This is a genomic window from Diplocloster modestus, assembly GCF_019042245.1.
GTDB lineage: Bacteria > Bacillota > Clostridia > Lachnospirales > Lachnospiraceae > Diplocloster > Diplocloster modestus.
This window is the reverse complement of sequence record NZ_JAHQCX010000021.1, coordinates 46,586-72,981: the sequence shown is the minus strand read 5'-3', so window position 1 is coordinate 72,981 and position 26,396 is coordinate 46,586. Positions and strand designations below refer to the sequence as shown.

The 26,396-nt window shown below is 48.2% G+C and carries 21 protein-coding genes; 3 read left to right on the top strand and 18 right to left on the bottom strand.

From position 1 onward, the window contains the following. Positions 1-18 precede the first annotated feature (18 nt). The 11 genes from KTH90_RS21845 to KTH90_RS21795 all read right to left on the bottom strand — a co-directional run bounded on the left by KTH90_RS21845 (position 19) and on the right by KTH90_RS21795 (position 12,506). Complete coding sequence (locus tag KTH90_RS21845; RefSeq protein ID WP_238727481.1) at positions 19-861, bottom strand: carbohydrate ABC transporter permease; 843 nt, start codon at positions 859-861, stop codon at positions 19-21. Further along, positions 861-1,733 (bottom strand): carbohydrate ABC transporter permease, encoded by an 873-nt coding sequence (locus tag KTH90_RS21840; protein ID WP_238727477.1) that lies wholly within the window; start codon positions 1,731-1,733, stop codon positions 861-863. Before KTH90_RS21840 ends, KTH90_RS21845 begins: the two co-directional genes overlap by 1 nt. A gap of 168 nt (positions 1,734-1,901) precedes the next feature. Beyond that, positions 1,902-3,248 (bottom strand): ABC transporter substrate-binding protein, encoded by a 1,347-nt coding sequence (locus KTH90_RS21835; RefSeq protein ID WP_238727476.1) that lies wholly within the window; start codon positions 3,246-3,248, stop codon positions 1,902-1,904. A 364-nt stretch (positions 3,249-3,612) separates the two neighbouring features. Next, positions 3,613-4,569: a hypothetical protein gene (locus KTH90_RS21830; RefSeq protein WP_238727475.1), complete on the bottom strand. Its 957-nt coding sequence runs from the start codon at positions 4,567-4,569 to the stop codon at positions 3,613-3,615. 478 nt (positions 4,570-5,047) lie between these two features. Next, a complete protein-coding gene (gene nadD, locus KTH90_RS21825; protein ID WP_238727474.1) occupies positions 5,048-6,130 on the bottom strand; it encodes a nicotinate (nicotinamide) nucleotide adenylyltransferase in 1,083 nt (360 codons plus the stop codon). Positions 6,131-6,622: 492 nt separating this feature from the next. Beyond that, positions 6,623-8,017 carry an MATE family efflux transporter gene (locus KTH90_RS21820; RefSeq protein WP_238727473.1) on the bottom strand — a complete coding sequence of 465 codons (1,395 nt, stop codon included), beginning with the start codon at positions 8,015-8,017 and terminating at the stop codon, positions 6,623-6,625. Positions 8,018-8,032: 15 nt separating this feature from the next. Then, complete coding sequence (locus tag KTH90_RS21815; RefSeq protein ID WP_158354836.1) at positions 8,033-9,031, bottom strand: LacI family DNA-binding transcriptional regulator; 999 nt, start codon at positions 9,029-9,031, stop codon at positions 8,033-8,035. A 144-nt stretch (positions 9,032-9,175) separates the two neighbouring features. Continuing rightward, positions 9,176-9,856: an ABC transporter permease gene (locus KTH90_RS21810; protein ID WP_158354834.1), complete on the bottom strand. Its 681-nt coding sequence runs from the start codon at positions 9,854-9,856 to the stop codon at positions 9,176-9,178. Beyond that, complete coding sequence (locus tag KTH90_RS21805; RefSeq protein ID WP_238727472.1) at positions 9,853-10,905, bottom strand: ABC transporter ATP-binding protein; 1,053 nt, start codon at positions 10,903-10,905, stop codon at positions 9,853-9,855. The genes KTH90_RS21810 and KTH90_RS21805 overlap by 4 nt, the downstream gene beginning before the upstream one ends. A 28-nt stretch (positions 10,906-10,933) precedes the next feature. Beyond that, positions 10,934-11,821 (bottom strand): glycine betaine ABC transporter substrate-binding protein, encoded by an 888-nt coding sequence (locus tag KTH90_RS21800; protein WP_238727471.1) that lies wholly within the window; start codon positions 11,819-11,821, stop codon positions 10,934-10,936. A gap of 25 nt (positions 11,822-11,846) precedes the next feature. Then, entirely contained in the window at positions 11,847-12,506 is a 660-nt protein-coding gene (locus KTH90_RS21795; RefSeq protein WP_238727470.1) for an ABC transporter permease, read from the bottom strand. A gap of 308 nt (positions 12,507-12,814) precedes the next feature. On the opposite strand from KTH90_RS21795, the gene KTH90_RS21790 reads away from it, so the two are divergent. Both KTH90_RS21790 and KTH90_RS21785 read left to right on the top strand, forming a co-directional pair. Then, complete coding sequence (locus KTH90_RS21790; protein ID WP_238727469.1) at positions 12,815-13,750, top strand: nucleoside hydrolase; 936 nt, start codon at positions 12,815-12,817, stop codon at positions 13,748-13,750. A 36-nt stretch (positions 13,751-13,786) separates the two neighbouring features. Then, a complete protein-coding gene (locus KTH90_RS21785; RefSeq protein ID WP_158354826.1) occupies positions 13,787-15,049 on the top strand; it encodes an MFS transporter in 1,263 nt (420 codons plus the stop codon). Positions 15,050-15,266: 217 nt separating this feature from the next. Here the strand turns inward: KTH90_RS21785 and KTH90_RS21780 are convergent, their stop codons facing one another. Further along, on the bottom strand, positions 15,267-15,854 hold the full coding sequence (locus KTH90_RS21780) for a TetR/AcrR family transcriptional regulator (protein WP_158354824.1): 588 nt from the start codon (positions 15,852-15,854) through the stop codon (positions 15,267-15,269). Positions 15,855-16,048: 194 nt separating this feature from the next. Here KTH90_RS21780 and KTH90_RS21775 point away from each other — a divergent pair, with 194 nt between their 5' ends. After that, positions 16,049-17,965, top strand: a complete 1,917-nt coding sequence (locus KTH90_RS21775) for an NAD(P)/FAD-dependent oxidoreductase (RefSeq protein WP_158354822.1) — start codon at positions 16,049-16,051, stop codon at positions 17,963-17,965. 192 nt (positions 17,966-18,157) lie between these two features. Here the strand turns inward: KTH90_RS21775 and KTH90_RS21770 are convergent, their stop codons facing one another. From KTH90_RS21770 to KTH90_RS21745, 6 genes are all read right to left on the bottom strand, one after another. Next, entirely contained in the window at positions 18,158-19,516 is a 1,359-nt protein-coding gene (locus tag KTH90_RS21770) for a sodium-dependent transporter (RefSeq protein ID WP_158354820.1), read from the bottom strand. A gap of 335 nt (positions 19,517-19,851) precedes the next feature. After that, the gene (locus KTH90_RS21765; RefSeq protein ID WP_158354818.1) at positions 19,852-20,712 is read right to left on the bottom strand and encodes a KilA-N domain-containing protein; all 861 of its coding nucleotides are present in this window, start codon (positions 20,710-20,712) and stop codon (positions 19,852-19,854) included. Between the two features lie 159 nt (positions 20,713-20,871). After that, positions 20,872-22,833 (bottom strand): Hsp70 family protein, encoded by a 1,962-nt coding sequence (locus tag KTH90_RS21760; RefSeq protein WP_158354816.1) that lies wholly within the window; start codon positions 22,831-22,833, stop codon positions 20,872-20,874. A gap of 98 nt (positions 22,834-22,931) precedes the next feature. Further along, entirely contained in the window at positions 22,932-25,040 is a 2,109-nt protein-coding gene (locus tag KTH90_RS21755) for a leucine-rich repeat protein (RefSeq protein WP_238727468.1), read from the bottom strand. A gap of 143 nt (positions 25,041-25,183) precedes the next feature. After that, entirely contained in the window at positions 25,184-25,906 is a 723-nt protein-coding gene (locus KTH90_RS21750) for a LytTR family DNA-binding domain-containing protein (protein WP_158354812.1), read from the bottom strand. A gap of 5 nt (positions 25,907-25,911) precedes the next feature. Then, positions 25,912-26,391 carry a hypothetical protein gene (locus KTH90_RS21745; protein ID WP_158354810.1) on the bottom strand — a complete coding sequence of 160 codons (480 nt, stop codon included), beginning with the start codon at positions 26,389-26,391 and terminating at the stop codon, positions 25,912-25,914. Positions 26,392-26,396: the final 5 nt, after the last annotated feature.

Sequence of the window (26,396 nt, the reverse complement as noted above, 5' to 3'; positions counted from 1 at the left end):
AACCCCTCCTTCAGGTTCTCACCCTTTTACCGCTCCGGCGATCATTCCTTCAATAAAATATTTCTGTGAAAATAAGAATACTACGAATAGAGGAATAAACGCAATGACGGAACCGGCGAAGACCATAGTCCAGTCTGTCGTATAGGTCGCTCCTTTAAAGTTGTACAGTGCCATGACAATCGTCTGCCTTTTACTTCCCAAAAATAAAAGAGGTGTCAACAGATCATTCCAGATCCCCACGGAAGCCAGAATCAGGACGGTAACCATGGGAGCTTTGATCAGCGGAAGAATCACTCTGGCATATACCTGGAAAGGACCGGCTCCATCGATTCTGGCAGCGTCATCCAACTCCTTTGGTATAGATTTCATAAATCCAGTGATAATCACAACCGCCAGCGGCATCTGGACCGCGATATAGATCAGGATCGGCGCGAGATAGGTATTCATAATATGAAATAAATTCACGATTTTATACAACGGGATCATGATCAGCTGCATAGGAACCATCATGCCAGCCATAAAGTAGATAAACATTTTCCTGTAAAACCCGGATTTCCGTCTGGCCAGAGCATAGGAAGCCATGGACGCGAATAATAGAATAAATAACAGGGATCCGATGAGCAGGATCAGACTGTTTACTGTTACCTGGAACGCTTTCATCTTAGATGCTGCCTCTGCGATATTGGATATCGCCAGTTTCGAAGGCAGGCCGAAGTTATTTCTGGCGAAGTCATCTGTTGTCTTAAATGCGGTGGAAAATTGTAAATAAACAGGAAACAGATAAATCAGCACAAACATCCATAGGATCAATTCGACGACTCTGTTTTTGAAGGTCCTGCTGTTTTTCTTATTTATTATCATCAAATCTCCACCTCCCTGCTATTAAAAAACCTGTTCTGCAGGATGGTCACGACCAGTATAAAGGCGAAAAGTACCACGCCGATCGCTGTGCCATATCCCATATCCATGTTGGAAAATGCCTCCCGGTATATTTTGGTAGTGATCACTTCGGTCGCGTAACCGGGCCCTCCCTGTGTCATGGTAAATACAATGTCGAATTGTTTTAAAGCCCCGATTGTACAAAGCATGACATTGATAGATATAGAGGGGATCAGCATGGGGACCGTTACATGGAAAAACGATTTGATTTTCCCCGCCCCATCCATATGGGCTGCCTCATAAAGTTCTCCCGGTATGTTTTTTAGACCTGCTACATAGATAATCATCCGGTAGGAAAACCACTGCCATATCTCGGAGAGGATCACAAAGTAAATTGCATATTGGGGATTTCCAATATAATCGACCGATCCGATACCCAGAAAGCCCAGGAGGGTATTGAACAAACCGCCATCATAACGGTACAGATAAGTCCAGATAAAGGAAACCACGATTGGCGCCATTATCACCGGAATGAAATAGAACGCCCGCAGAAGATTCTTAGTTTTTATTTTACACTCTAATAAAAGGGCAAACGCAAGCCCCAGCAGATTCTGAATCACAATATCCATAACGACAAATATGAGTGTATTGCGAATCGCGATTCGGAATCCTTCGTCCTGAAACATATATGTAAAATTACGCAGTCCGATAAAATTCATATCCACTGCCAGCCCATCCCAGTCCGTCAGTGCATAGTAAAATGACAACAGCATCGGCAGAATCAAAAAAACCGAATATACAAGAACTGCCGGGACGAGGAAGAGCATGTAAGGTCTTTCTTTTTTCCACTTCATATTTTCCTCCAGTGGCGCAATTGCCGCGCCATAAAATTTAAGTCTATGAGAATTATACGAATCCGAGTTAGTTATCGGCGGACAATAAAATCGGGCTGCCATGGGCAGAAGCATAGATTCTGCGCTGATCCCTCAGATCGCTTCCTGGCAGCCCGAAATCTGAATAACTTATCTGTTCGCCTTTTCTGTCGCCTCATCCATAGCTGTCAGGACATCCATCGGTTGTGCGGTTCCCGCAATCATCTCCTGTACTTTCTTAAAAAATACTTCCTGCACGCCAGGAGCCCAGTAGATATTATCAAACTGACACATTTGCTGGCCTTTTTCCTGTTCTATCGCTTCCATTAGCGCAGGGTCGATCTCCGCCGATACATCGGTATAAGGGGACGGCCCTTTCCCTTTCAGATAGTCTTTCATAACGGGTTCACTGATCATATAGGACAACAGTGCTTGTGCTTCCTCGGGATGTTCCGACTTGGCACTTAAGCCAAAGCCTCCGTTGATGCTGATGGATGCCCCGAAGGCCATCCCCTCGTTATTCGGGATCTCAAAACCGCCTACAGCGAAGTCCGGTCCCATGGAATTGATCGTCTCCGTTCCCCAGGATCCGCTGAAGGTAATGGCTGCTTTTTTATTTATAAACAGTTCCACCGCCTGTTCCGCCGTTGTACTTAACGAACCTTCCTGGATATAGTCCTTGTCCAGCAATTCTTTATATTTGGTAAGAGTATCCAGAAATCCCTTGCTATCTGCGAATTTTGCTTCTCCCGAGGCAGTCTTTTTGTAAAATTCCGGATCAGCCACCTGCACGCTGGTTGCGTTTAATCCATAAGTGATCATCTGGGTCGTCCAGGTGTCTTTATGCCCCATAGCAATGGGAGTTATTCCTTTGTCCTTGAATATCTCGCAGATCTTCAGCAGCTCTTCCCAGCTTTTAGGCGCTTCCAACTGATTTTCCTCAAACAACTCTTTGTTATAAAATCCCAGAATCAATTGCTTTTCAATCGGAAAGCCATACAGCGCGCCGTCCGTCGTGCGCAGGGTGGAATCCGCCCCTTTTTCAATGCGTGCCACGTCATCTTTCATCACGGATAAGTCTTTGAGGTAACCGTTCTTATAGTATTCTTCATTTTCCTCCCCTGAGAATACAGGCAGGATGTCTGGCGCATCATTGGATGCAAATTTAGCCTTTACGATCGTTTTGAACTCTTCCGTCGGAATTTTTTGTATATCCAGTATGATATTCGGATGATCCGCAGAATAACGATTCAGCCCTTCCTCAAAAGCATCCTCTCCGGTGATCAATACGACGGATAATTCAATGGATTCATCATTCGAACCACTCTGCGCATTCTCCTGATCCTGCGTATCTGCTGTGCCTTTGCTTTGACTGTCACTTTGTTTTTCCTTCTCCTGGTTCCCCGCAGAGTTCTGCTGTGCAGAGCTTCCGCAGCCTGATAATACTCCCAGCGTCATGACTACTGTGAGCAGTAGTGATAGTACTTTCTTAGTCATATGTTTTCCTCCACTTTTAAAATCAGTTAGGTTATTCGCGAATACCATTTCTTTAGGTACTTTTATTATACCGGGAATTCTAAAGATCTAACAGATAGGTAGATTTATATTTGGTATCCTGGATTTATGATTATGAACGGGAATCCAAAAATTCCATTTCTGATCACCTTTGTTTGAATCCATTGGAAATTTACCAGACTTAATACATTATCATAGGACATTTCAATTTAAAAAAGAGATTGTCTGTAAACGATTTATATCGTAAATCAGACAGTCTCTTTCATTTAAAGTATACCATTTCTGGCACCCCGTAATGCATGCCCTTCGGGCGGGGGCGCAGCACAGCTACTCCATAAGTATACTTTTATTTGTCTAATATTTTTCTGACGTTCTCTTCTGACGTGTTACATTGTTTAGCTATCGTTTCGGCAGTTTCTCCCTGTTCGTGCAGACGGAATATTTTTTTAGCAAGGTCGATTCCCTTTTCCATTCCCTTTTCGATTCCCTTTTCCATTCCATCTTCCATCAACATCTGTCCAAGCCTGGTCATAGCGATTACCTCCTTAATATCCTGCAATTCCATCTCGTCCAGCAGCTTATCCGCCAGCGCGTACAAGACGGCCTGCATTTTTTTCAGTTCTTCTTCCTCAACCTTAATCACCGATTCATTAAGAATTCCCAGCGCCTGTTTGATTCTGTCTTTTGAACGCATCGTTCCGCCCATCAAAGGGCTAAGCAGCATCGGCAGCAGATCTTCTTTTTTCAGTATTTCGCTGGCACTGACTTTCTTCAGAAGTGCGGCAAAAATTTGATCGGCATCCGCATCTTTCAGACGGATCACCTTTACCCGGTACGTATTCAGCCCTTCCGTAAATTCGGACCGGATTTTCTTAGCATCCGCAGTACAGACCACATAAGTTATAACCGATACCTGATACTTCCTGCTTGTCGCCGCTTCGTACTCCCGGAAACGCTTGAGGTCATCGAGCCGGATAGGATCGCTTTCGAACTCCAGATGAAGCCAGCTTCTGTCCTCCAGTTCATAATTAAAATCCTGATACATCTGCCTGGCTTCCAACTGAACCAGCTCGGTCGGCGCAATGTAATGAACCTGCTGCTGAATTCCCAGATACTGAAGCAGTTCCGTTCCGAAATACTGAGCCGCCGTTTTCATCACCATATCCTCCAGATGATAATTGCCGGGCGGCTGCCCTTGTCTGTGGTTTTCTTCCATATAGCTATTCCTTTCCAAAGCCATAAGAAGAACAATCTCTATTCGTATCTCCATCGCCAGGAAACCGCGGCAGCGCAAAGTAATCATTTGAGCCGCTGCTTTTATTATAATCTGTATTCGTACACGGTACAACAGTTAAGCTTTTTTTATTTTTATAATTATTATTACTTTTTATTTTTTGAGAACAATGCCTGATTCAGGCTGAAATAAGATATTGATAAATATGTATTTCATACGGTTTGGCGATTACTTTATAAGAGACGGTTCTGCCTTTTGCCGTGGGTGTACGAAAGTCCCCCCCATCCACTCCTAGATCTATACTGTCAGAGAGCAGAACTGAAATCAAATTTTGAGCGGTACCTGAATATATTATAGCAATATATAACCCATTAAACAACTCAATTTTCCATGTAACCTATCTTCCATGTACCCTATCTTCCATCTGCTCTATTTTCCATGTACGGAAGATATATCACTATTATATGAGTAAGGTTGGTTAAAGGCCTCTCCGGCAGATGCAACCCATGTCGAATCATATCCCTGTCACATCTGCCCGCTCCGATTTCTATCCCTGTTCAATCGCCAGCTCTGCCCTTATTTTCATCAGGATCCGGCCCAAGTGGTTCTCTCCCCTCCCTGTCCGGGTATCCACTCCCCAGCAGGTATCTCCCCAGGTATTTCCTTCCACCAGCGGAATCTCACCGGTCGCCAACAGCCTTTTTCCTAAGTCCGGGTTTTGGAAAAACTTGGCCCGGACGATTTCTTCCATCAAACCCACTTTCACTTCTTCCCAGTTATCCCGAAGCTCCACCTGGCGCCCCAGCTTCTTTGCCATATTAGGAGGGAGTCCGCAAAAGCATGTTTTTTCCTCGTCTGTCCGGCATTTCTGTGCCTGAAAAGCGGCCTCTGTATTTTCATAAAGCAATCCCTGGTATTCGACCTGTGCCGGATAAAAGTTACTCAGGAAATCATATTCCTCCCGGAATCTCTCGATACAGGCCTCCCTGACCATTCCATTTTTCTTCATAAGCTCCCAAACCTCCTTCGTCACCATGTCCTTCGCCAGCTTACCGCCGCAGCGCAGATCCTCCCGGACAGCCGAGGAACTGATACTCTCCAGTCCCTCCGGCGCTGTAAAAATAAGAAAGGCATCCCGGTTTTTTGCCAGAAACGGATGTTCTTCCAAGAGCTGTTCCGGTGTCTCCCCGCTGCGCTTTGTCACCAGAATCGTAAAATGTTCCATTAACTCCCTGATCCGATGCCATCTGGGAATGATATGCAATTTGTCGCTGCCCGCCACGAAGTATATCCAGCTTCCAGGATGGTTTTCCTGAATCCTGACCAGGGTCTCGTAGGTAAACCCCCGCTCGGTCCGGCACATCTCACAGTCGTCAACGCTTAACCTGCCATCCTCTTTACACATGGTCTCTAGCATCTCAAGCCGCAGCTCATCCGGCAGGGCCTCCTGTGCGCAGCCGTTTTTCTTTAATTTGCGCTTCACATACCAGCGGGGAGCCGGAACAAAGATTCCTCTGTCTGCCTGTACCGCATCCATAGCTGCCTGCAAAAGCTTCCTATGCGCGATAGTGGGCGGTGAAAAGGAGCCGCCCAGCACGACAACCCGCATTACATCATTTTCTGTATTCATATTCTGTCCTCCCCTGAGACTGTCCGAAAACCAGGGCGCGGGCCGTCCGGTTGTGGGCGAAAGACTGCGTTCCGTGCAGTCTTTCGGTGGCTGTTGAGCCGCGAATGCATCCGGCATTCGGGGTGAATCAGCCACGTACCCGCAACCGGACGGCCCGATTTCATTTAGATTTAACCGGGTAACAGCGCCCCATAGGATACGACCGTACAGAGCGGACACCTGGCGGGCTGCGCCCTGGTTTTCGGACAGTCTCCCCTATTGATTGATGCATTCAATATAGCATCTCTTTTGTTAAACTGCGCATGAGTTCCATTTTTCTACGGTGAAATGGCACTTTTTACAGATAGGTATTCCATATTTTCACCTGCAATCTATATCCAGGAACTCAATAATAGGCCGCTATGCCTCGCATAGCAGCCCATTCCACCCCTGGATAATTTCTGTTCTCCCAAAATTTTTAGGAATCTTCAACTTTCATTGTATAAGACTCATTTATTTTCCATCCAATGGGACTTTCCCATTCTGTGCAGCCGGAATCTTTTTACGGAAACCGCCCCTCTTATACATAATGAACAGATACGCGGGTATCAGAAACAGATCCGCCGCCATCCAGGCGATCTGATCCGTCCAGCACACCCCCAGGAACATCATCTGGGGAATGAAAAACAGACTCATAGCGGTTCGGGCGACCATCTCGGATACACCGGAAAAAATGGCAGATTTCCCATATCCCATCCCCTGTATAGCAGAACGTAATACCCACAACACCCCCAGCGTTATATAGAACATGCTGCTGATATTCAGGAACATCTGCACATTATCCAGCACTTCCGTTTCAGCCCCATCCACAAACAGCATCGCGATATACCGTCCACCCAGATGCAGGACGACGGCGGCCGCCAACGCATAGATACACTGGATCAGAATCGCAGACCGGACTCCCTCCCGGATCCGGTCCAGCCTCCCGGCTCCCAGGTTCTGACCCACATAAGTGGCCATGGCCGTTCCCACAGCCTCAAAGACCGACAAGAACAGATATTTTATTTTCAGCGCCGCCGTATATGACGCCACACTGACCTCTCCTAAATGATTCACAGCACTTTGCAGCATAATGCTGCCGATGGCGGTTATGGAAGTCTGCAGCCCCATAGGCAATCCCAGATTCAAAAGCTTGAGCATATGCCGTTTCGTCGGTTTACGTTCCTCACTGTCCGCTTTCAGTTCCGGAAATTTCCGGATGATACACTGTATACACAGCACCCCGGACACTGCCTGGGATGTAATCGTGGCGATTGCCGCCCCCATCACGCCCCAGTCAAATACAGTGATAAACAGCAGATCCAGAATTATATTAATCACCGCCGCCGCTGTCAGAAAGAGGAACGGGCTTTTCGAATCCCCCAGCGCCCTTAAAATACTGGCCAGAAGATTGTAGAGAATCGTAAATGGAATTCCAAGAAAAATAACAAATAGATACTCCCAGGCTCCCTGTAGGATCGATTCCGGGGTACGGATCAGAATCAGAATATTCTTGCAGAATACAGCGGTCACCGCTGTGATCACCACAGCAAAAATACCAGACAGATAAAAGCTGTTAAATGCAAACTTCCGCATCCGGGATAACTTTCCTGCTCCCATGCTCTGTGCCACCGGAATCGCAAATCCCGTACACATGCCGGTGCAGAAACCGATGATCAGAAAGATAAGCGAAGAGCTGGCTCCCACCGAAGACAGGGCACGGATACCCAGATAACGTCCCACGATCACAGCGTCCGCCATATTGTACAGCTGCTGGAACAGGCTGCCGCACAGAATTGGCAGGGTGAACCCTAAAATCAGCCGGTACGGAGTACCGACTGTCATATCTTTCGTCATGGACTTCGCCATTGCTATTCCCCCAAATTACGTGGTTTTGCGGACCACCAGGGTCGGCTTTAAAATCTTTTCCACGTATTCTTTATTTTTCCCTTCGATATAATCCACCAGTACCTGTACGCCCTGTTTCGCCATATCCGTGGTGAACCGGTTGATGGTTGAGAGTGGTTTTTCAATCAGATCACTGATATAGGTGTTGTCATATCCCATGACCGCACAATCTTTTGGAACCCGGATTCCCTCTTCCCTCAGCGCCGCCATAGCCCCAAGCGCCACCGTATCGCTCATGCAGCACAGTGCTGTAAAGGACTGCCCCTGACGGACCAGTTCCCTGGTCTTCTGATAGCCGAACCGGTGCTGATATTCGCCGAAGCATATCAACTCCGGTTGTACTGCCAGGCCGTGCTCCTGCATCGCCTGCTGATATCCCTGGTATCTGCGTTTCGAGGTAAAGGTTCCCTCTTTACCACAGAGGAAGCCGATCTTCTCATGCCCACGCCCGATCAGATGGCTGACCGCCAGATATACGCCGTATGTATTGTCATTTCCAATATCTCCCACATGCCAGCTGCATTCCTCCAGATACTGGTCTATGGTCACGATCGGAACGCCCAGACGCTCGATCTGCTCAAGTTTTGGGCTGACTCCGCTGCTGGCCAGCAGGATCCCGTCCACGCCCCTTCGGGCCAGGAATTCCATATAGCCTTTTACCTTCTCACTCTCATCATCGGAATTACATAGCAGCAGGGTATATCCCTTTTCCTGGGCCTGGTCGTCACAGGCCCGATACAGCTCCGGGAAATACGGGTTCACGATATCCGGAAGAATCAGCCCCAGCATCCGCGACTGATTCGTTACCAGGGATCTGGCAAAAGAATTGGGCGTGTAACCCTGCTCTTTTACAATCTTCAATACCTTTTCCCTGGTAGCTTCACTGATGAATCCCTCTTTATTATTCAAGATCCTGGATACCGTCGTGATCGACACCCCGGCCATTTTTGCAATATCTTTAATTGTTACCGCCATGCTGGAACCTCTCCTGACTATATCCTATTTCACACAAGCTTGTGCTCATCCCCGGTTCGCAACCGCCTCTGCCCGGCGCTCTTGAATCGCCGGCATGAGCTCTGCTCCTATTTTATACTGATTAAACAATCTGAACTTATTCTATCACAACGAAAGAATTTTATCATCTCTTTTTGGTTTTTTAGTCCATACGCCGGATTTCCCCTGCGCGTACCGGACCGCACGATTTTCCAACTTGATAAAAAGAAAGTTCAAAAGCATAGCAAGCCCGGAAACCATCAGGATTCCCCAAATCAGTTTGGGCATATGATAGGTCCGCATCCCTTCGAACAGTATATTCCCCAGCCCGCCCGCATTGATCAGTCCGGCCATGGTGGCGATCCCCGTAGTACTCACGGTAACAATCCGGATACCGGTAATCAGATAAGGCAGCATCACCGGCAGATAGACCAGACGCATGCTCTGCATCCCGCTAAGGCCGATTCCCCTGGCTGCTTCATAGATATCCGCCGGCACCGCGTGTTCCGCTGTCTGAATACTGCGCAGCAGCAGAAACAGATTATAGATGGTCATTCCCACCACCGCAGTTCCCTTCCCAAGCCCTAAGACCGGTACCAGAAATGCAAACAAAGCTATACTGGGAATACAGTATGCCACCAGCAAGAGCAGCAGCATAACCTTCTGCAGGAGCGGGAACCGGCTGAGAACCAGATAAACCGCGCAGGCCAGCAGGACAGAAATCAGCAGCGTAATTCCCACCAGTTCCAGATGTTCCGCCAGCGCACCAAACAATTTATCATAATTTTTTAATGTATAGCTGATCATACCATTTCACCTGTCTGTCCGCGTTCCTGATTATTAGTATAATCATCTGACTGATCATCTATATAACCATCCGCCTGATTTTCTGTATACCTATCTGCCTGATTTTCTGTATACCCATCTGCCTGAATCAGATCCCTATGCCGAAAACTTCCCATATAGATCCCTTCCCGGTACACCAAAACCCGCTCCTGCCCCTGAAGCATGCAGTCCAGTACCGTCTCCATCGGCATATCCCATTCTACCGATCTGGCCCCGCCGTCCTGTTCTTCTTTCAGCAGATCTGCAAAATCACTCACCTTAAAATAACTCAGCTTTTTCAATGCCGTATCCGCATGAAACAAATTCCGGATGGCTTCGTTGGCCGGACACATAATCAGCCGGCGGGGTGTATCAAACTGGCTGATCTCACCGTCATTTAAGACCATCACCCGGTCACCCAGGTCGATCGCCTCCTGCCGGTCATGGGTTACGAATAAGATAGTTTTACCAAAGGTATGATGGAGCTGTTTTAATTCCTGCTGAAGTTCCTTTCTGGTCACCGCGTCCAATGCCCCGAAGGGTTCATCCATCAGCAGGATATCCGGGTCCGTGCAAAGGGCTCTGGCGATCCCCACCCGCTGCTGCTGCCCGCCGGAGAGCTGCCAGGGATGCCTGTTTTTAAATTCTTTGTCCGAAGGCAGCTTCGTCATGGACAGCAGTTCATCCACCCGGGCGTTGATGGTGTTTTTGTTCCATTTTAATACTTTCGGCAGCACAGCGATATTCTCCGCCACCGTCATATGCGGAAACAGGCCCGCCTGCTGAATCACATACCCCATGTTCTTGCGCAGCTGTTCGGGTGTTCCCTGTGCAATGTCCCCGCCCTTAAATAAGATCCGGCCGCCGGCAGGACTGATCAGACGGTTTACAAGCTTCAGCAGCGTTGTTTTCCCGGAACCGGAATTTCCCAGAATTGTGATAAATTCCCCCTGTATAATCCGGAAGCTGATATTCTTCAATATTTGCCTGTTCTGACCCGGATATCCGGCGTCCACATGTTGAAATTCCAATATTACATCCTGCACCCCAAACCCTCCGCTAGTTCAGATTTTCCTTAAAAAATTCGGCCGCCACATCCTCCGGCTCTTCTTTATCCAGGTCCACTTTCGCATTCAACTGCTGCATGGTTTCCGTATCCAGCGCAGCCGAGACCCGGTTCAACGCCTCCTCTATCTGTGGATGCTTCTCCAGGGAATCCTGCCGGATAACCGGCACGATGTTGTAAGAAGGCCAGGCCGCCTTGTCATCCTGAAGCAGTGCAAAATCAGGATCGGTAAGCTGTCCGTCTGTGGTAAATGCAACCGCCAGATCCGCTTTATCATTTTTCAGCAGTTCGTATTTGATCGCGTTATCATAGAACTTAACCGACCGGAAAGTAAATTCTCCGTAAGTTCCGGTCAGCGCCGGCATACCGTCCGCATTTTCCTCGAATGCCCCCTGAGAGGCGAACCGTATCAAAGAGGCGTTTTTCTGCAGATCGGAAATCGTCTGTATGCCATACAGTTTTGCGATACTCCGGGTTATGACCAGCCCCTGGGAATTATTCGCCGCGGACGCGTCCAGCAGAGTCATCCCATAATTTGCCTCATATTCTGCCTTCACATGCGCATACAGTTCTTCCGGATCTTTTATAGGCTCTTCCTTCAGGACATTGAGCAGACAGGTTCCGGTATATTCCGGGTAGAGATCCAGGTCTCCCTTCTCCATCGCCTCCTGCGTGACATTGGTGCCTCCCAGGTTGAATTTCCGCTCCACCCCGAAGCCCTCCTGTTCCAGGGCCAGCGCATAGAGCTCTGCCACAATGAAAGATTCCGTAAAATCCTTGGACCCGATTTTTACCGTGTTTTCCGCTGTTTTCCCTTTACATCCAGCAAGTCCGGCTAAAATGACCAGAATGATTAATAAGCTGAGTACCTGTTTTTTCATCATTACCTCCAGTCCTGCGGCACCTCTAATGCCGCCCTGTATACTTGTATTCCAACGACCGCTGCATCCATCCAAAAAGGATCTCGCCGGCCAGCGCCATAGCCGTGATCAGAACACCGCCGATCACCACCAGCCGGTAATCATTGACCGCGAGCCCTGTCATCACATATCTTCCCAGCCCTCCAGCGCCCATCAAGGAGGCCACCGCAGCGATGGTCACCGCGTCCACGATGGCAGTTCGGATCCCTAACAGCAGAAAGGGTTTTGCCATGGGCAGCTGTACCTGGAAGAGAATCTGCTTTCTGGACAACCCGATCCCCACAGCGCTTTCCATCGTGTCTGCGGCGATATTCTTCATGCCGGCATAGAGATTCACCAATATGGAAGGGATCGTCACCAGGGTCAGCGTACACAGGGCGGGCAGGAAGCCCACGCCCAGAACCGGCATCGCCACCACCAGAATGGCCACGCCGGGAATCAGTCTGAAAAAACTGATCCGGTTAATCACCTTATCCATGTCGGCATCTTTCATAACGGCCAGGATACAGATTCCCAGTGATATTCCGAATCCGATCAGCACCGCCAGACCGGACAGGGTGATATGCTCCACAGCTGCCCGCAGAATCTCTCCCTTATGGCTGGCCAGATATAAAACAATCTCTTCCATCTCATCACTCCATTTCATACGGTCTTTCCTGCCTGTTCCTTCCGCATGTTTTTCCAATTTACAAACGTTATACATCTCATTCATTTTACATGGCAATGAAAAATCAATCAACAAATTCTAACTATACCTTATGGAGCAGCTATGCTGCGACCCCGCCCGAAGGGCATGCATTAAGGGATGCTGTAAAGTATAAATTACTTGACAAATAAAAACACTTCGTCTAATATTAAGTTACGCAAACGTTTTACGTATATCATTTTACATCAATCGTTTTACTTTTTCAAGAACAATTTATCAAATCCAATTTATTAAAGGAGGTATCTGCATTGCAACGAATTCCTATCATCATTGACGTCGATACCGGAACGGATGATGCGATCTGCATCACAGCGGCGCTGCTGCACCAGGACCAGCTCGATATTAAAGCCTTTACCAGCGTCTGTGGAAACGTAACACTTGACAAGACCAGCCAGAACACGCGCAATGTCGTAAGCTACCTGGGCTATGACCTTCCGGTGGCAAAAGGAGCCGAAAAACCGCTCGTACATGAATTGACCGTCGCAAAAAGCCATGGCAATACCGGTCTTGGCGATGTCATTCTGCCCGTATCCCCCCACGGGTTTCTGGATGAGCCTGCCTGGGAAGTGATCTACCGTCATGCTTTGGAAGAAAAAGGGCAGCTGCAGCTTCTGGCGGTAGGACCGCTGACGAATCTGGCCCTGGCGATTACCAGGCATCCAGACATCATTCCCCTGATCCGCAAGATAACTATAATGGGCGGGGGAGTATGGGGCGGAAACATGACTATGACCAGTGAGTTTAATATTTACAACGATCCCGATGCGGCCAAAATCGTCTTTGACTCCGGAATCGAGATGACCATGATTGGACTGGATGTTACCTTAAAGCCCAAACTTCCTGACTGGGTGGTGGACGAAACCGCTTCCGTGAAGACCCCCTATGGGGATCTGGTTTCCCGCATTTTCGATTTCATGAAACGGCGGAAAACCGAGATCGGAGGGGATGATCCGAATCTTCACGACGTGATCGCGCTGGCCAGCATCGTACGGCCGGATCTGATCACCACCAAAGATTTCTTCATGACTGTGGAGACCGAAGGGACCATCACACGGGGAATGACGATCGCCGATTTCCACGGCGTGGAGGAGAAGGAGCCGAATGTACACGCGGCAGTGGACATAGATATTGAAGGATTCTGGCGCTGGTTCGTGGATATGCTCAAAAGCAGTTCCTGCTGTTAAAGCCTGTATTTAAAAAGAGAAGGAGGATTCTTACTTATGGGAGAAAAGAGTAGTTCATTATTGTCAAAAAAATGGTTGGTCCTGTTTATTATCTGTGTCGGCGGCGGTATCGTATACATATTGCCCTATATCCAATATTCCTTTTACGACGATCTGCAGGCCGCCTTTGGAATCAGCAACCTGCAGATGGGTAATCTGATGACGGTTCTGGGTATCGTAAGCTCCATCGCTTACCTCTTCGGCGGGCTGCTGGCCGATAAGTTCAATGTACGCTGGCTGATCTGCATATCCCTGGCCATTACCGGCGCCGCCGGCATCTGGTTCGCCACATTTCCTTCCTACCCGCAGCTGATGGCCATTATGCTGATCTACGGATTCTCAACAGTATTCACATACTGGCCTGCCATGATCAAGGCGGTCAAACTGCTGGGCTCCGACGACGAGCAGGGCCGGATGTTCGGATTCCGGGAGGCCGGCTTCGGACTGTTTGCGTTCGTTTACAGCCAGCTGGGCACCTGGTTGATCTACAAGGCTTCCCCTGACCTCACCGGTGTGCGCAATATCATCATCTACTATTCCATAATCTATTTCGTGGCTGCCGTTCTCTCCTTCCTGTTCATTCCCAATTCTTCTGCTTCCCAGAAGAAAGAGAAGGTCAGTTTCGGCGATCTGATGCACGGCCTTGCGTATGTCTGCAAAATGCCGGCGATCTGGATGGTGGGTCTGATGGTCTTCTGCGCCTACTGTGTCAGCGGTGCGGGCCTTGGAAAATTGGTGCCCTACTGGACCTCCGTTATGGGTGTGGATACAGGAGTCGCTGCCTCCTTATCCAGTGTCCGGCTCTATCTGCTGCCGTTCCTGGCCGCCGCTCTCGCCGGAGTGCTGGTGGATAAATTAAAATCCGCCACCAAGTTCCTGACCAGAGCCTTTATCCTGCTGATCGTGGCTATGGCCGCCTTCACGATCACCCCGGCCGGGAATCACATGGCGGTGGTCTCCATCATCATCGGCTTTGCCGCATCGTTTGTGATCTATATGATGCGTGGTACTTACTTTGTGCCGATGACGGAGCTTGATATTCCCAACGAATATATCGGTACAGCCGCCGGTATCGTCAGCTTCATCGGTTTCCTTCCGGACGCGTTCATGTTCACCGTATTCGGTAAAATGATGGGAGACAATCCCGGAGCCGCCGAGTATAAAGCGATCTTCTGGGTATGTGTGGCGTTAGCTGTTGTGGGCCTGCTGCTGAATTACGGGACGCAGATCCTGATCCGTAAGGCAAAGAAAGCCCAGTAGGTATCTTTCCTATCGGAACTCTCCCGGTCTCCGGACGGAAGTTCTGCGACATGGAAAACGCCGGAGGATAAAACATAAAATACGAACGGGACAGGATCGTGAAACTTTTATTCTATTGTCCGGCACAATTTCAGCCCTAGGGAGCAGACTGTGTACCGGACAATGAAGTTTCGCTTTCCTGTCCCGTTCAGTTTTTAAATTTTTCGCTGCGCTCCGATTATTCGTCTATATCATATCGCAGCTCCGGCAGTATATCATACATCACTTCCAGCGATCTTCGGGTATTTTGCATCCAGTCGAAGTTTCCGTTCTTGATGCACCAGGTGATTTCGTAACCGGTGAATAGATAGGCTGATGCTTCATAGAGCTGTTCAGCCGGGTTTTGGTTCCGGATCTGGCCTGTTTCCTGGCCTTTTCGGATAACGGATACCGCAATGCGGGTCAGGTCTTCCCGTAAATCAAAGCTTCCGCGGTCTTCCTTCAGGTTGACGATGAAGAGCTGGCTGTAGAGGTCCTGGCCATAGCGGACGGATTCCCGGATCAGGACTTCAAAACACATCCATAACTGTTCCCAATAGTTGTCGGCTGCTATCAGGGATACCATCAGCTGAGTCAGATTTTCTGTGATAATATCGTAGTTATTGATAATCAGGTCGTCCTTGGATTTCATATGATAATAAAATGTGGTTTTTGTGATCTCACAGGCTTCACAGATGTCCTGGATGGTTACCTGGTTGTAACCTTTTTCCTGGAAAAGCTGATTGGCTTTTTCAATAATCATTTCTTTTGTTGCTGATTCTGCCATAATTTCCTCCGATACCGCACTTGCCGCGGCACTTCTTTTTTTCTGCCAATTCTAAACATAAGGACAGTATAGCAAAAATCATCCGTATCCACCAGAGAAATATATTGACAATAAAATAACAATATTCTATAATATTATTACCGCAGTAATACATTTATATAACTATAGTAATACTCAAGAAAGGTGGAGATCCTATGTCCAAATTGTTTGAAAAAACTCAGATCGGCTCCATGAAATTGAAAAACCGTATTGTAATGGGGCCCATGGGTACTACGGGGGAAGCTGACGGCGCTTACAACATTGATGCCATTCATTACTTTATGGAGCGCGCGAAGGGGGGGACCGGGCTGATTATCACAGGCGCCAACGTAGTGTCTACAAAGTATGAACCGAGGCCCTGTACGGAACTCAGTAATTTCCATCATGTGGAACGTCTGAATATGCTGATTGACCGCTGCCATCATTATGGCTCTAAGGTCTGTGTTCAGCTCTCACCGGGACTGGGCCGGCAGCAGTTTACCGATCCCTTTACCCCTCCTTATTCCGCCGGTGACTGTCCTGCTTTCTGGTTCCCTCAGTTGAAGTGCAAACCGTTTGCTGTGGAAGATATTCACTATCTGGCAGATAAAGTAGGATACTCCGCCTCCCTTGCGAAAATGTCCGGCGCGGATGCCGTGGAGCTGCACGCTTACGGCGGTTATCTGCTTGATCAGTTCCAGTCTTCCAAATGGAATACAAGGACTGATGAGTACGGCGGTTCCCTGGAGAACCGGATGCGTTTTACACTGGAATGTATTCAGGCGATCCGCTCAAATGTGGGACCTGATTTCCCGATCCTGGTGAAGTTCACGCCATATCACGGTGTCGAGGGCGGACGGGAGCTGGAGGAAGGATTGGCGATGGCGAAGATCCTGGAAAATGCCGGAATCGACGCACTGCATGTGGATGTCGGCTGCTATGAGGCCTGGTATAAAGCAATCTCTACCGTATACGCTTCCGAAGGACATCAGTTAAGCATTGTGGAAGCGGTAAAGAATACAGTGAGCCTCCCTGTCCTTGGCCAGGGAAAACTTTTTGACCCGGAAAAGGCGGAAGAAGTGATCAAAGACGGCATCGCCGATTATGTGGTTCTGGCTCATCAGATGCTGGCGGATCCCCACTGGGCCAATAAGGTAAAAGAAGGCGCGATCGAAGATATCACCCCCTGCGTGGGTTGTAACGAATGCCTGCTGGCTGGCTTCTCCGGCAAACACTACTACTGCGCGGTAAATCCTCTGTGCTACGCGGAAAAAGAGTATGCCCTTCCGAAACCGGACGGCACTTCCAAAAAAGTGCTGGTGATCGGCGGCGGCCCCGGAGGAATGTCCGCGGCCATGACAGCAGCAAAAAGGGGATACGACGTGGAACTCTGGGAAAAAACCGGAAGACTGGGCGGCAATCTGTGGGCTGCGGGAACTCCCACGTTCAAGCATGACGTCCTGCGCCTGATAATCTATATGGAAAGACAGATCCATAAGCTGGGCGTGAACGTGCGTCTCCTAAAAGAAGCAACCGCAGAAGAAGTGGCAGCCGGCCAATTTGACAAGGTCATTCTGGCAGCAGGCTCCACGCCGGTCATGCCTGCGATCCCCGGCATCGAGCACGCCGCCTCAGCGAACGCCTATCTGACCGCACAGAAAAAGCCCGGTAAGAAAGTGGTTGTCATCGGGGGAGGATTAGTCGGATGTGAAGCTGCCGCTTATATGAAAGAGACAGCGGATGAAGTGACGATTATCGAAATGCTGGATGATATACTGGCTACCGCCGACCACTGTCTGAATAATGATCAGGCGCTGCGCGCCATGCTGGCAGAACGGAACGTCCCCGCCATCTGCGGTGCGAAAGTAACCCGCATCACGCCTGAGAGCGTTACATACGTAAAGGACGGCAAAGAAACGTCCATTGTCTGTGATACCGTAATGATCGCTGCCGGTTACAAGGCGAATAATCAGCTGGAAACAGCTCTGGAAAGTGCGGTCAAAGATATGACAGTCATCGGGGACGCAGAAGCGCCCAGAAAGATTCTGACTGCCGTTCATGAAGGCTATCATGCCATCCGGGTTATGGAATAAAATACTGACTTAATATAGCTGCTCTACAAGGTGTGACCCCCGGGATGAAGGCCGGATGAATTCCTATAGGCCAAATCATCCCGGAGGAGTCATGTATGATATAATCACATTCTTTTAAAATACCCATGACATCCGGCCTCAGTACATTATGGGTATCCGATATTATTGCTGCTCTTATCATGCGGCACCTGCTCAAAATATGACTTTCGCAATACCCGCAAATCCGGATATCGTAACGATCAGTACCAGAATGGGAGTTATAAAACGGATACAGAAGATCCAAAGCTTCTTCAGGCGGAACCGCACTCCCTCCTGCTCGATCTCATCCACCAGATACTGGGGTTTCCATTTCCATCCGATATAATAACACATCAAAATACCGCCCACCGGCAGCAGAATATTATCCGTCAGCATCCCCACAAAATCAAAGAAATTATAGTTCAATATCTTAAAGTCTGAGAGAACCCCATAGGACAGGGAGCTTGGAATACCCAGCAAAAACAGCAGGACAGCCACGATCAGGACGGCCCATCCTCTCTTCCATTTCCATTTGTCGATTAAAAATGATACGGTAACCTCCAGCAATGCCACAGCGCTGGTCACTGCCGCAAAAAAGACCAGCAGGAAAAACAGCAGAGCAAAGATGGAACCTCCTTTGATGGCACTGAATACCTTAGGCAATGTGCCGAAGATCAGGCTAGGTCCCTGGCCTGGCTCCAGCTGGAAGGAAAATACGGCCGGAAAGATCGCGACTCCGGCCAGTACAGCCATGCAGGTATCCAGCAGAGCCACACTGATACAGCTCTTTGGAATACTCTCTTTTTTGTTCAGATAACTTCCGTAGGTAATCGTAATACCCATACAAAGGCTTAGCGAATAAAACACCTGCCCCAGCGCCGCATTGATGGAACCGATGCTGAATTTTGAATCTTTGATGGAAAATATAAACGCAAGCCCTTTGGATGCCCCCGGCAAAGTGACGCTTCTCACCACAATAACCAATAGAATCACGAATAAGGCAGGCATCATAAATTTACTGGCTTTTTCTATTCCCCGTACACCGAAAAAGCAGATCAGCGCCGTCATCATCATAAACAGGAAATGCCAGAATACCGGCTCGCCGGCATTTCCGATAAAGGCTTCAAAATCTGCCGGTGCCTGTAACGTAGTGGCATAGCTGAAAAAATATTTTAAAATCCAGCCGCCGATTACACTGTAGTATGACAGAATAATAAAAGCGGCCAGCACTCCGAACACCCCCACAATCTTCGCGTGCGGGTGGACATCCCCATAGGCCTGGACCGGATCATGCCCGGTCTTTCTTCCCAGAGACATCTCCGTGATCATTACCGGCAATCCCAAAACGCATATAAAAAACAGGTACGCCACCAAAAACGAGAATCCTCCGTTTTTTCCCATGAGATATGGAAATTTCCACAGATTCCCCAGTCCGATGGCCGCCCCTGTCGTTGCCAGAATAAAGCCCAGTTTGCTGGCCCACTGATTTTTATTGCCTGTTCCGTTGTGTTTCTCCCCCGTTGCCCTGCTCATGTGTAACCTCCTGCGTGTTTTTCCTATGTATTTGCCTGAAAACAGGCGTAACCTGATGGTAAATGAATTCAGCCAGACTGATTCTTTGACTGACCACAGCTGCATGGCAGCCATTTTCTATACCACAGTTCCTATAGTATAACACACAATCCTGTCACTGACCCCTGAATTCCTTAAAAAATGCCTCAAAAAGCTGATATTCCGGTATAATTTGATCTTCCGTATAAGTCATCCAGATATTGGTCGTCTTAATTTTTCTTACATTCTGCTCCATACTAATTCAGACATGTTCCAAGTTGTAATGGACATAACCCTTTTATCCATTCTTTACTGCGCTAAACTGTCTCTTCTGTCTCTTCTTTTTCTTCTATCTTAATCTTCTCCGCCTCATTTAAAATATCAAGCTGATATTCAGCTATATCCTTTAATATTGTAAACCGTTCTTTTTTATCTCTACCTTCCCGAATCATCTGTGCGTTATGTGTTTCCAAATTTGAAAGAACAGTCAGTTCATTTACAGTAGCAAAATCCCTAACATTACTTTTTCCTGCCATTTCTGGGTTGGCATCCCTCCACGCCTTTGCCGTGAATCCGAACAGTGCAACATTCAAAATATCTGCTTCCTTAGCATATGCCAGCCACTCTAAATTATCCTTATAATTACTTTTCGGAATTAGATAATTCTTTACTGCATCGGTTTGAATCAGGTAATTATTTTTCGATAAGAACCTTTTAGCAGTCCATTCTAATCGCTCTTTGCTATTTTCTTCTTCTTTTAGTCTCTGAAATTCTTTTATTAGGTACAATTTGAATGTAGGACTGATTGCTGATGCAAATTCAAAAGCAATATCTTTATGTGCATAGGTACCTCCAAATCTCCCTCGTTTGACATATAGCCCAACTGCTCCTGTCTGTTCTATCCACTCAGAAACACTTGGTGTAAATGTAAGCAAACCTGCCTGCTTTTTAAAGTGTTCGGATTCGAACACTTTAAATTTGGGATTATAAAGTTGCTCCCATACAGACAGATACTCTAATGTTGAACGGTTTCTTAACCAATTTCTAATGATATCCGCAGATCTGGACTGATCTGATTTTACACCCGCGATATCCGTGATACAGATATAGTCGTCAAGTTCTTCTGATGAAATTGTAACAGTTACATTCTGAACAGTGATAATTTTATTTTTTGACATCTTAGTATATCCTCACTTTTTCTTACGCAGTAACCCGGAGCCTCTCAAGGTCACACCCAAATTACTCTTGGATAAAATGATATCAAGCATACTGTGCCATATAAGTGACACCTCTGAAAGTTTCGAGCCAGATCATATAACACGTTGAAGGCAATCCTGTCACTGACCCCTGAATCCCTTAAAAAATGCCTCAAAAAGCTGATATTCCGGTATAATTTGATCTTCCGTATAAGTCATCCAGATATTGGTCGTCTTAATTTTTCTCGCATTCTGCTCCATGTAAAAATGTCTGACCGCAAGCCCGCTTTCCTTATCGGAAGCTGCCTGGTTCGAAGACACAAGGGTATTCGGCAGGATAATCGGTTTGATATCCACGATATCATTATAAAAAATGCTGTCTCTATACAAAAAATCAAACCGCCAGTGTATCCGCTTATTGGTGAATATCAGGCCGTACTCGATCAGATTTCCTCTTTCAGCTCCCTTCCGGTTCAAATAGAGAATCGGGACTTCATCCGTCAGAAGCTGGAGCCTTAATTTTTGTGACCATCCGCTCAATGCCTTATAATGATTTTCGTAATATTTCCACAGAAAGCCGGGGTTGCTGTTCCACCGGTTTATTCTCTGCTCCACCTCTGCCGGAAGCCAGCTTAACATATCATTTACCGTGTAAGACAGCCCATTGGCCGGTATCACCCTGCCGGCTGCTTTGTTGTCGCTGTATGACATACGGGCCAGCTTATTGAGTTCATACCCGGTCATTTCCGCGTTGATCTCATCCATACTTTCCTTCGGGTTCTCCGGTGGTCTATCATTCCGGGCTGCCGCACGATTTCCATCCGGCGTGCTTTTCACCTCCGGCCCACTCTGACGGATCACCCGCAGCGGCTCATAGGCCATTCCCATTGCAACTGTCTCCTGTGGTTTCCCATTGACACAGATTCTGACGGGATTGGAACGGATCTTCGTAAGATCCAGGCTGCCGAACTCCGGCCTTTTACCTTCCAGCATATCTTTTATAAAATACCACTGGCTGTGCCCCCCGGTCAGGATCACCAGATCGATCGCCTGGCTCCCCGGGAACTCCGGCGCTATAGATTGGGTGTGGTTCAGGCTTCCATTTATCAGAACCGCGAAGTTTTTCAGATATTCTGTACAGGCCCGCTCAAATTCCCCCCTGCCGATCGACGGCGAAAAATCCGGAAGAGATGGATAGGGATTCTTTACGGTCTGGAAGTACGGGATACTTTTACCTCTCTTCAGTGTCCGGGAGACCGTAGTCTCCTTCCAGGTCTTTATATTATCTATGTATTTATCGGAAAAACTGTCGATAAAGTATTCCGGAACGATATCCCGGTGGTCCCTCAGATACCGCTCGATATAACCGGTCAGAATGTAATCCACATCTTTTCCGCCAAAATAGATATTCGTAGTTTTATCCGGCCAGGTGGATATGATCTGGGTTTCATCATTTTCATACCGGCAGACGGCGATGTCCGTAGTCCCGGCTCCCATGTCCAGGAACAACAGATAAGAACAGCCGGCTCCTCCCAGCAGCCCCAGCGCTCTCAGCTCTTTTTCCTCCTGCACCATAACAGCCCGGACAGCGGCTTCTGGTTCTGTGATCCCCTTTACATTTTTAAAACCAGCCTGCGCTGCCGCATCGATCATAAACTGACGGTTTTCTTCGGCATATTTTGCAGGATAACTAACGTAGGTGATCTCCTCATCGGAATTATCTCCCAGCTGATTCTTCTGCTGCTGATAGACCTCATACAGATATTGGAAAAACCTCCTGGTAAGCCATTTGGCCCGCGTCCGCACATCAGGCTGGTCATTTTCCAGTTCCACTTTAAAATTCCGGTAGGTTGTCATCCCCGGCTGTTCCGCGGCTGCGTAGTATCCGAAATCACAATTGTCATCCGATAACGTAAGCTCCGGAGTAATCTCAATATCGTCCGGCAGCTGGACCAGCGTCGGTACGCTGTCCCGTCCGTCGAACAATACGTTATTGACGAACAGCCGGTCCCCAATCGGTGTCCGATCCCCTTCATATCTTTTTACCCTTACGACGGATGTGCTCGTTCCAAAATCAATCCCTATGATTCTTTTCGTCGCCATATGATCACCAACTTTTCAATATTCTCCCAGATGACCAGCGAATTGCTGGTACCGAACTCTATTCCAATCATACGTTTTACACTCATCTTCTCCTCCGGTTAGTAGGAAACTTTTATTTTGCGGTTAATCGCATATTTTTCTGCCTGAGAACCTCTCCTGCAGCGGATCTCCATCTCTCCGAGAGTGCCTAGTCTGTATGCAAATGCAATAGCAAAAGCATCGACATCTATGTTCTCCACATCATCCTCTATTACCACAGTCATAAATACGTTGGATCCTCCAAAAGCCTCTTCGCAGATTTTTTTCACATGTCCCTTTATCGTAACAGAACTCAGGGAGTCGCAATATCGGAAAGCCCTCCAACCGATCTCTTCTACTCCATTTTCAATAATGACGGACTTTAGGCCCTTACAGTCCTCAAAAGCGCTCCGTGATATTTTTTTTACACTTCCTGGTATGGTAACCATTTGTAATGAGTTACAGCCCTTAAACGCACTATCTCCTATTGTGAGCAATCCCTGCGGAAGCTTTATACTCTTTATATTTTTACAGTCAAAAAAGCTCATTTCCCCGATATGTCTCAGTCCCGCAGGCAGCTGTACTGTTTCCACTCCCGTTACCTGTTTTGAGAACAGGCCGGCAAATGCATTACCTGCCGCCCCCCAGCCGGTCCCTCCAAACGCATTCTCTCCTATTGTCGTATATTCTTCCGGTATTATAATATTTTTTGTACCATGGAATCTTTGTTTCACTTCTTCCCGGGTTAGAACCTTTTCCTGATAATAAGGGATGGGAGACGGTTTGTCTCCGACCTCTGATTTGCCATATACCAAGTCCCGGCCAGACCGGAACTGCTCTTTACTTTCCTGGCTATTCTGATCTTTACCATACTGATTCCCAGTGTTCTGTTCCTCAATACTCTGCTCCTGCTCATCAGGCTTTACGGCCTCCCCTGAGTGATCCGATTTCAGAAGATCATAAACCATCCCTACAGCGACCATTTCCTGCGGCTTTCCGCTCAGCCTTACTCTGGCCGGTTCGGACTGAATTTGGGGAAGCGACACGCTGCCAAATGCCTGGTTTTTCCCTGTCAGGATTTCCGGAATAAAGTACCACTGGCTGTGGCCCCCGGTCAGCAGTACCAGTTCGATCCCGTCCGTTCCGGGAAAATCCGGATCGATTTCCCGGGTGTGTGCAAGACAGCCGTTCACCAATTCCGGAAAGCTACATAGGTATTGCTTACAGGTATCCTCAAATTCTTTTCGCCCAATTGCCGGTGAGAAATCCGGAAGATTCGGATATGGATTCTTTACTGCGCTGAAATACGGCACGCTTTTATTGCGTTTCAGCGTTCTGGAAACCGTTACCTCCTTCCAGGCTTTTACCGCGTCGATGTATTTTTCACTGAAATGATCGGTAAAATAGGAAGGAACCACATTATTGTTGCTGCGCAGATAAGCTTCCACATAACCGCTCAGCACCTGGTCAATATCTTTTCCGCCAAAATAAATATTCGTCCGGTCATCCGGCCATGTGGAAATAATCTGTGTGCTGCCATTTTCATATTTGCACACAGCCAGATCCGTCGTCCCTGCGCCCATATCCAGGAACAGCAGATACGAAGCCCCATCCGCATGCAGCAGACCCATTTGCCGCAGTTCCCTCTCGCCTTGTACCAGGAAAGCCCTGACTGCCGCTTCCGGTTCCGTGATACCCCTGACATTGGAAAAGCCCGCGTCTTTTGCCGCCTGGATCATAAACTGTCTGTTTTCTTCCGAATATTTTGCCGGATAACTGACATAGACCAGTTCTTCATCCGTTCCATCTCCCAGATGAATGGACTGGGTCTGATACTGCCGGTAGATATACTTAAGGAACAGTCGCGTCAGCCAGCGGGCCCTCATACGGATTCCCGGGTCTTTGCTCTCCAGATCCGTCTTGAAATCCCGCCAGGTCCTCATCCCCGGCTGCTCGACAGCAGCGGCGCGGCCAAACTCACAGTCCTCTTCCTTAAGCTCAAGCTCCGGTGTAATCTCGATGTCGTCTGGAATCTGCACCAGGGTCGGCACGCTGTCATTGCCGTCAAACAGTATGTTCGACACGAACAGCCGGTCCCCAAATGGCTGTCCGTCTTCCCCGTACCTTTTTACTCTGACCACCGAATTACTGGTACCGAAATCAATTCCAATCACACGTTTAGCGCTCATATTTTCCTCCAGTGGCGCATTTACTGCGCCTCGATTCAGGTATGGGGGAACATCTTTTTTGTTCAACCGTACCTCCAGCAGCGCGTTTGCTGCGCCTTTCATTCCGGTATGGGGGAACACTTTTTGTCTCCCAATCCATCATCCTATATCTCTTCCGATTCTGCCAGCAGCCGGCTTATGACCCCTTCATAATACGGCTTACTGATCTGTAATTCCTCACCGCTGGTGAGCAGGAGGCTTTTTTTACTTTTGTCCACCCTCTCCACGTAGGATAGGTTTACCAGATAACTCTGGTGGACCCTTAGAAAAACCGCCCCCGGAATCTGCCGGCCGATCTCGTCGAGCCGCCCCCGGAATGTATAGCTGTGTCCCTGACTGGTATAGAGGATTACATTTTTATAATTACTCTCAAAGTACCGGATATTCCGATAGCGGATCAGAATCGTACTGCTCTTGGCGTTTCGGACAAACATGTTTTTATCCTGCAGGATCATAGTACTAAGCGCCAGCACTTTGCTGCTGAATAAGGCATGGTCCGACAAGTCCGCGTGAAAAGCGATCGGCCTGGCTAAGAGATAGGGTTCCAGGTCCAGCTTCTTCTGGGCGTAATACATCACGTAACAGTGGCTGCTCTGGTATAACCCTTCCGCCACTCTGCCGGCGATTCGCCCCAGGCCCAAATTGATCAATACCAGCTGAAGGGTGTCGGACGACTCGAACAGCTTTCCGGCCTTTCGCAGATCTGTGATCCAGTCCACCTGCATATCCACATCATATTTCACCGCCGTATCTGTCAGCATTTGTCTGATACATTCGATATTCTTTTGGTCTGTATCGACCACTGCCAGCTGCACTACAGGCTTCATCCGTCTCACTCCTCCAACAATCTTCTGTAATATTCCGTATAAAAAGGTTCTATTATCTGAAATAGCTCCTCCTGCATCTGCCCGGCCTGCTCCGCTGTTATCTGCGCACCGCCCGACTGCTGCTTAAGAAGCGCGCCGGCCCGGTCCAGGTACCGCTCCACCGCCTCCCGGTAGGCGGCCGCCTGTTCTCCTATTCCCCGGCTGTAGACACCTTCATATGCTGAAAAATCAATATCCTGAAATCTGCCGTTGTATTTCAGGTCCTCCACGCGTACCAGACGGCCGGACGGATAAGCCATGACCGCATGGAATCTGGGCAGGCTCATGTGAATCTGATTGCCTTCCACTTTCGTGCGGTAGTAGGGAAATATCACCAGAAGTTCCTGATCTTTTGGTTTCAATATCGGCAATCCCATCTGGAAATTCATGGGGATCATACTCCGCACCGCCTGTTTTTCCTGTACCTCTTTTATATATTCTCTCATACTGG

Bases quoted from the DNA above. Each gene is read 5' to 3' on its own strand.
- KTH90_RS21845 (WP_238727481.1), bottom strand. From the start codon at position 861: ATGATAATAAATAAGAAAAACAGCAGGACCTTCAAAAACAGAGTCGTC.
- KTH90_RS21840 (WP_238727477.1), bottom strand. From the start codon at position 1,733: ATGAAGTGGAAAAAAGAAAGACCTTACATGCTCTTCCTCGTCCCGGCA.
- KTH90_RS21835 (WP_238727476.1), bottom strand. From the start codon at position 3,248: ATGACTAAGAAAGTACTATCACTACTGCTCACAGTAGTCATGACGCTG.
- KTH90_RS21830 (WP_238727475.1), bottom strand. From the start codon at position 4,569: ATGATTACTTTGCGCTGCCGCGGTTTCCTGGCGATGGAGATACGAATA.
- nadD (WP_238727474.1), bottom strand. From the start codon at position 6,130: ATGAATACAGAAAATGATGTAATGCGGGTTGTCGTGCTGGGCGGCTCC.
- KTH90_RS21820 (WP_238727473.1), bottom strand. From the start codon at position 8,017: ATGGCGAAGTCCATGACGAAAGATATGACAGTCGGTACTCCGTACCGG.
- KTH90_RS21815 (WP_158354836.1), bottom strand. From the start codon at position 9,031: ATGGCGGTAACAATTAAAGATATTGCAAAAATGGCCGGGGTGTCGATC.
- KTH90_RS21810 (WP_158354834.1), bottom strand. From the start codon at position 9,856: ATGATCAGCTATACATTAAAAAATTATGATAAATTGTTTGGTGCGCTG.
- KTH90_RS21800 (WP_238727471.1), bottom strand. From the start codon at position 11,821: ATGAAAAAACAGGTACTCAGCTTATTAATCATTCTGGTCATTTTAGCC.
- KTH90_RS21795 (WP_238727470.1), bottom strand. From the start codon at position 12,506: ATGAAATGGAGTGATGAGATGGAAGAGATTGTTTTATATCTGGCCAGC.
- KTH90_RS21785 (WP_158354826.1), top strand. From the start codon at position 13,787: ATGGGAGAAAAGAGTAGTTCATTATTGTCAAAAAAATGGTTGGTCCTG.
- KTH90_RS21780 (WP_158354824.1), bottom strand. From the start codon at position 15,854: ATGGCAGAATCAGCAACAAAAGAAATGATTATTGAAAAAGCCAATCAG.
- KTH90_RS21775 (WP_158354822.1), top strand. From the start codon at position 16,049: ATGTCCAAATTGTTTGAAAAAACTCAGATCGGCTCCATGAAATTGAAA.
- KTH90_RS21770 (WP_158354820.1), bottom strand. From the start codon at position 19,516: ATGAGCAGGGCAACGGGGGAGAAACACAACGGAACAGGCAATAAAAAT.
- KTH90_RS21765 (WP_158354818.1), bottom strand. From the start codon at position 20,712: ATGTCAAAAAATAAAATTATCACTGTTCAGAATGTAACTGTTACAATT.
- KTH90_RS21760 (WP_158354816.1), bottom strand. From the start codon at position 22,833: ATGGCGACGAAAAGAATCATAGGGATTGATTTTGGAACGAGCACATCC.
- KTH90_RS21755 (WP_238727468.1), bottom strand. From the start codon at position 25,040: ATGAGCGCTAAACGTGTGATTGGAATTGATTTCGGTACCAGTAATTCG.
- KTH90_RS21750 (WP_158354812.1), bottom strand. From the start codon at position 25,906: ATGAAGCCTGTAGTGCAGCTGGCAGTGGTCGATACAGACCAAAAGAAT.
- KTH90_RS21745 (WP_158354810.1), bottom strand. From the start codon at position 26,391: ATGAGAGAATATATAAAAGAGGTACAGGAAAAACAGGCGGTGCGGAGT.